General features: G+C 67.5%; 6 protein-coding genes and 1 riboswitch. Of the genes, 2 read left to right on the top strand and 4 right to left on the bottom strand.

The features are described from left to right. Positions 1-40: 40 nt before the first annotated feature. The gene (locus ACFWPJ_RS22950) at positions 41-541 is read right to left on the bottom strand and encodes a hypothetical protein (RefSeq protein WP_378854443.1); all 501 of its coding nucleotides are present in this window, start codon (positions 539-541) and stop codon (positions 41-43) included. A gap of 185 nt (positions 542-726) precedes the next feature. After that, on the bottom strand, positions 727-954 hold the full coding sequence (locus ACFWPJ_RS22955; protein ID WP_378854444.1) for a DUF6480 family protein: 228 nt from the start codon (positions 952-954) through the stop codon (positions 727-729). 271 nt (positions 955-1,225) lie between these two features. Here ACFWPJ_RS22955 and ACFWPJ_RS22960 point away from each other — a divergent pair, with 271 nt between their 5' ends. Further along, on the top strand, positions 1,226-2,104 hold the full coding sequence (locus ACFWPJ_RS22960; protein ID WP_378854445.1) for an alpha/beta fold hydrolase: 879 nt from the start codon (positions 1,226-1,228) through the stop codon (positions 2,102-2,104). A 121-nt stretch (positions 2,105-2,225) separates the two neighbouring features. Here the strand turns inward: ACFWPJ_RS22960 and ACFWPJ_RS22965 are convergent, their stop codons facing one another. Together ACFWPJ_RS22965 and gndA are read right to left on the bottom strand one after the other, a co-directional pair. Further along, entirely contained in the window at positions 2,226-3,191 is a 966-nt protein-coding gene (locus ACFWPJ_RS22965; RefSeq protein WP_378854446.1) for a hypothetical protein, read from the bottom strand. Between the two features lie 130 nt (positions 3,192-3,321). Next, a complete protein-coding gene (gndA, locus tag ACFWPJ_RS22970) occupies positions 3,322-4,767 on the bottom strand; it encodes an NADP-dependent phosphogluconate dehydrogenase (RefSeq protein ID WP_378854447.1) in 1,446 nt (481 codons plus the stop codon). Positions 4,768-4,932: 165 nt separating this feature from the next. Beyond that, positions 4,933-5,029, top strand: a riboswitch (TPP riboswitch). Between gndA and ACFWPJ_RS22975 the strand changes: the two genes are divergently transcribed. Then, positions 5,020-5,665: TenA family protein (locus ACFWPJ_RS22975; protein ID WP_378854448.1), on the top strand; the 646-nt coding region annotated here is incomplete at its 3' end. (Overlaps the previous riboswitch by 10 nt.)

Below are 5,665 nucleotides of genomic sequence, written 5' to 3' on the forward strand. Positions count from 1 at the left end.
GCGCCGGATTGCACGGGGGAAGCAGACTTCGTCGAACGGGCTAATTGAGGATGACGTTGAGTACGACGACCACCAGCCCGAGGGTGGTGTTGGCGATGCCGACCCCGCAGGCGCCCCACGGGGAGTATCCGCCCACCCGCGCCGCCACCACGCCCCAGCAGAACAGGATCGCGGCATTGAGGCCGAGCGCCGCCGTGGTGTAACCGGGCGTCACCGACCCGTCGGAATGGAACACATCATCGCTCCACCCCGCGAAATGCGCGAGCACCAGCACGATCAGCGTCGGCACGCACGCGATGACCATCGGTATCCCGGTGAGCATGCTGCGACCGAGATCGACCCAGAACCCCGACTTGGACCCAGCCTGGTGAGTGGACATATGCTGGCCGTAGCTGCGCGTGACCGCCGCCATGGCCACACCCACCACGATCCACGCCGCCGCATACATCGGTGTCTGATCCGCAGGAACAGCCGCCAGCATGACACTGGCGAGCACCGTACCCACCACCCCACCGTAGAGGTCGTTCACCTGTAGCTGCACATTCGCCGATGGTAGGTGAGCGGCACACACTCGCCCGTGTGCCACGTAGGGAAGCTGGTCACGAACAGTCGGACGCGTTGCGGATCCTGCGGAGCATGATTCATTCCCTGCGCGAAGGCAACGACGGCGCATAGCTCGCTCCCCGGCGCACCACCGGAGACAGCGAGTCACGGCGTCGGAACTTCTCACATCGCCAGCACCACTCCCACCGCGGCCGCGACGAAGACCGCCACCAACAGCACCGCAACGACGACCGCGGCAACACCGGTCGGCGGAAAATGGCGGCTGGTGCGCGGCTCCGGAGCCGACAATCCCGATGTCTGGGCAGATTCCGGAGGGGTCGATCCGGGTGCCACACCACCTCCTGGTTCCAGGTCGGGGGTGTTGGCCGGATCAGGATCCATGGAATTCATCTCTACTTACCTCCTCGCCATCATCGTCTGCTCCGTAGACACGTCGCCACTGACATCGTGCGACTCGAGCTGCCGAAGCCGACTCGTCATCGGATCACCTACCACAGCAATAGACGCTGTCATCGTCTTCAATCAGGTTCCCGCCACGCGGGTCGCATGACCATCGTCTGGTGTACGCGGCGGGCCACCGCTGCTACCACCGGCAAATCGAATCTGTCCGCAAGCCGCCACCCGCCGATGAGTTCTCGCCGCTGGACACGTCAATACCGGTATGACGACACACACGCTCGAAACCCCCGGCGCAGCACTCACCTACGACATCCACGGGCCACTCCCGACCGCCGATGAGCGGCCGCCGCTGCTGATGATCGGTCTCCCGATGAACGCCGACGGTTTCACCGCCCTCGCCGCGCATTTCCCCGATCGCACGGTTGTCACCTACGACCCGCGCGGACTCGGCCGCAGCGTCCGCACCGACGGCCAGGTCGACAACGTCCCCGCCGTCCACGCAGGCGATGTGCACGCCGTCATCGAGGCTCTCGACTGCGGCCCGGTCGAGATCTTCGCCAGCAGCGGCGGGGCCATCGTCGCGCTCGCGCTCGTGAGCGCCCACCCCGACGACGTGTCCATCTTGGTGGCGCATGAACCGCCGCTGCTGTCCGTGCTCCCCGATGCCGCGGCGGCCGAACGTGCGGCGGCCGGGTATCGCGACGCCTATGCGGCGAAAGGCTTCGGCGCGGGAATGGCGGCCTTCATCGCGATGACATCCTGGCAGGGCGAGTTCACCGACGACTATTTCGCCGCGCCCGCCGCGGATCCCGCGATGTTCGGCCTGCCTGCCGAGGACGACGGTTCCCGCGACCATCCGCTGCTGTCGCAGCGGTCCCGGCCTGTCCTCGACTACCGCGCCGACATCGCCGCTCTCACCGCGGCACCGACCCGGATCGTCCTCTGCTACGGCGACGAATCGACGGGCACGGTCACCGAGCGCACCTCGACGGCGCTCGCCGACCGACTCGGTCAGCAGCCGGTTCTGTTCCCCAGCCATCACGGCGGCTTCACCGGTCCCGAGTCCGGCTACCCGGGCCAACCGGAGGATTTCGCCCGGACCCTCCGGGGAGTCCTTGACCGCGCAGTGTCACGTGCCTGATCGTTCGCGGTGGTGGACGCCAAGGCCGAGCCCGGCATCAAGTTCACTGCCTTGGAGCCTGGCTTCACCGAATTCCGGCGTGGGGTTCCGCGGCCGCATCGTCGCCTGCGCCGCGTTCCGCTCAGCCAGGCGGCTGTGCCCCCTCGTCATCCCGACCGTGCCGACTTCCGGTGTAGGCGCTCTCGCGGATCCGGTTGATCACGTCCGGGACCAACGCCACCTCGGCGGGACGGTTGAGGACCGGATCGAAGAAATCGGTGCGGTGCTCACCCGGTTCGGCTCGGCGCAGATCCAGTTCACCGATGGTCTCGGCGGGACTGCCGAGCCCGTCAGCGGTGAGGGTGTAGCGAATCACCTGGTCGTCGAGATAGTCACCGACGGCTTGCAAGGACGCCGTGTTCGGCAGGGCCTCGGCGTCGAGCGGCTCGGCGAACAGCCACGCCGGTGACGCGTCGGCGAACCGGTACGGCAACAGCGAGCCGAAACAGGCGGTGGACCAGCCGCGTGCAGGAGTGAAGACGAATCGGCCGAGGGTGCCGCGGCCAGTGGTCGCCAAAGCGAAGTCCCACGGGTGATCGTCGCGGTCGAGCACCCGAAACGCCAACCCGAGGACATCGGGCACCCCGACCGGACTACCGAATCCCTTCGACAGTCGCGCGATCACCGCCCGATCACCTGCACCGAACCACGGCTCGTACTTCTGCGCGGCCCGGAACCGCCCGGCGAGGCGGACTCCCCGCGGATGAAACACCCGCGCGTGGCGCACGCGCGCCGCGGTCTGAAAGGCCGCGGCGACGACGGCGTTCGGCAGGTCGGTGAGCCCGCGTACTTCGATCAGTGGTGCTGACCTGCGATCATGGCCGTCGGCCTTCGCCTGCGCGGCCGGATGAGACTGGGCGGCAGGGTCGGGGAACGCGCGTTTGCTGTAGTCGGATCGGATGTCGGTCTCGGCGTCGTCGTCGGAGAGCGGTTCCGGTTCTCGCCAGTCCTCGACACGACCCGTACCTCTGAGGGACTTGACCAGCTCGTCGGCCAGCTCCTCGTCGTGGGCGGGTCCATGCTTGGTGTTGCCTCGTTCGATACCCAATTCGACCTCCTCGTATGGCCGTCACCGACGCGCCGGGTACAGCGACATCACCTCGCGCATACCCGCCGCCGCGGTTCCGAACCGATCGCTGACAACTGGACACACCACGGCATCGAACCCGGCGCAGAGCTCAGTCGGCGGCCACCTCGCCGCGGTCTCCACTCCAGAGTGTGTGGAATTTGCCCTCTGCGTCGATGCGCTCGTACGTATGGGCGCCGAAGAAGTCGCGCTGGCCCTGGGTCAGAGCGGCCGGCAGACGTTCTGCGCGCAGTGCGTCGTAGTAGGACAGCGAGGACGCGAACGCCGGGACCGGGATCCCGAGCAGGGTGGCGGTGGACACCACGCGCCGCCAGCTATCGATCGCGGTCTCGATCGCCTGGCGGAAGTACGGCGCGAGGATCAAGCTCGGCAGGGCGGGGTCCTGCTCGTAGGCTTCCTTGATCCGGTTCAGGAACCGAGCCCGGATGATGCAGCCGCCGCGCCAGATTGTCGCCAGATCACCGGGGTTCAGATCCCAGCCGTACTCGGCGCTGCCCGCGGCGATCTGGTCGAAACCCTGTGCGTAGGCGACGACCTTGGACGCGTACAGCGCCTGCCGGATGTCCTCGGTGAACTGCTCGACATCGGTGGGCTTGTCGGCGAGTATGCCCGACGCGAGACCCACCGCGGCTTTGCGCTGAGCGCGGGAGCCCGACAGCGCCCTGGCGAAGACCGCCTCCGCGATGCCGGTCACCGGCACACCGAGATCGAGCGCGGACTTGACCGTCCAGCGGCCGGTGCCCTTCTGCTCGGCTGCGTCGACGATGACGTCGACCAGCGGACTGCCGGTCTTCGCGTCGACCTGCGCGAGCACCTCGGCGGTGATCTCGACCAGATAGCTCTCCAGGTCCCCGGAGTTCCACTGCGTGAACACGTCCGCGATCTGCCCGGCGTCGAAGCCGAGCGCGTCACGGAACAGGTGGTATGCCTCGCCGATCAACTGCATATCGGCGTATTCGATGCCGTTGTGCACCATCTTGACGAAGTGCCCGGAACCGTCGGGGCCGATGTGGGTGCAGCACGGTGTGCCGTCGACCTGCGCCGCGATCGACTCCAGCAACGGGCCGAGCGACTCGTAGGACTCCTTCGGCCCGCCCGGCATGATCGCGGGACCGTTGAGTGCGCCCTCCTCGCCGCCGGAGATACCCGCCCCGACGAAGTTCAGGCCGCGCTCGCTCAGGGCGGCCTCGCGGCGGATGGTGTCGGTGTAGAGGGCGTTGCCGCCGTCGATGATGATGTCGCCCGGCTCCATCACGGCGGCCAGCTCCTCGATGACGGTGTCGGTCGCCTCACCCGCCTTGACCATGATCAGCACTCGCCGCGGCTTCTCCAGCGCGGCGACGAACTCCTCGACGGTCTCGGTGCGGACGAAATCGCCGTCACCGCCGTGCTCGGCGAGCAGCGCGTCGGTCTTTGCCACGGAACGGTTGTGCAGTGCGACGGTGTAGCCGTGCTTGGCGAAGTTGCGGGCAATGTTGCTGCCCATCACGGCCAGGCCGGTGACACCGATGTGTGCACGCGCGGTCGAGGTCGACATTGATCAGCTCTCTTCGTTCGGCGGGTTCGATGGGCGCGGAAGACAGATCCTTGGCAGGCAAGTTACCGGGTGGCGGTCCGCCGCCGAACACTTACCACCGTGGCCGGTGCTCCGCGCGGAACCGGGCGTAGCCCGCGTGTCGGCGGTCGCTGCTAGTGTCGGTCGAGTTCTGACACGGGGTGCCTCGCGACCACGAGGCTGAGAACAGACCCGCTGAACCTGTTCAGGTAATGCTGACGAAGGGATGTCACAGTGTTGCGCGCCCACACCACGAATACCGGCCTTTTCACCGCTCATCTCTGGGACCGGACCAAAGTCCTGCGGAGCGCGATCGACGACCTGGAATTCCTGCGGCACCTCGGTGAGGGCACTTTGCCGCTCGAGGTGTTCCGCACCTACATCGAGCAGGATTCGCTGTATCTCACCGGGTACTCGAAGGCGCTGGCGATTCTCGCCGCCAAGTCGCCGGACCCGCAGACCGCGGCCTTCTGGGCGACCTCGGCCGCCAACGCCGCCGCTGTCGAGTCGGCCATGCACGACCAGATGCTCACCGGTGGAGTGCTGCCCCCTCGGCAGGGCGAGCCGGAGCATTCGCAGACCTGCCTGGCCTATGTCTCCTACCTGATCGCCGCCGCCGCGACCGAGTCCTACGCCGTCGCCGCGGCGGCCGCGCTGCCGTGTTTCTGGATCTATGCCGACGTGGGACGCGACCTGGCCGAGAGCGCCGCGAAGGTGATCGCGGCGGACCCCGCCCACCCGTACGCCCAGTGGGTCACCACCTACGGCGCGGCGGAGTTCCAGCAGGCCGCGGCCACGGCTCGATCGCTGGTCGACGCCGCTGCCGAGTCGGCGAGCGAGCAGGAACCTGACTCTTATACACATCAGTCGCTGCCGACGA

Source organism: Nocardia sp. NPDC058497 (genome assembly GCF_042720195.1).
Lineage (GTDB): Bacteria > Actinomycetota > Actinomycetes > Mycobacteriales > Mycobacteriaceae > Nocardia.

Bases quoted from the DNA above. Each gene is read 5' to 3' on its own strand.
- gndA (WP_378854447.1), bottom strand. From the start codon at position 4,767: ATGTCGACCTCGACCGCGCGTGCACACATCGGTGTCACCGGCCTGGCC.
- ACFWPJ_RS22955 (WP_378854444.1), bottom strand. From the start codon at position 954: ATGAATTCCATGGATCCTGATCCGGCCAACACCCCCGACCTGGAACCA.
- ACFWPJ_RS22960 (WP_378854445.1), top strand. From the start codon at position 1,226: ATGACGACACACACGCTCGAAACCCCCGGCGCAGCACTCACCTACGAC.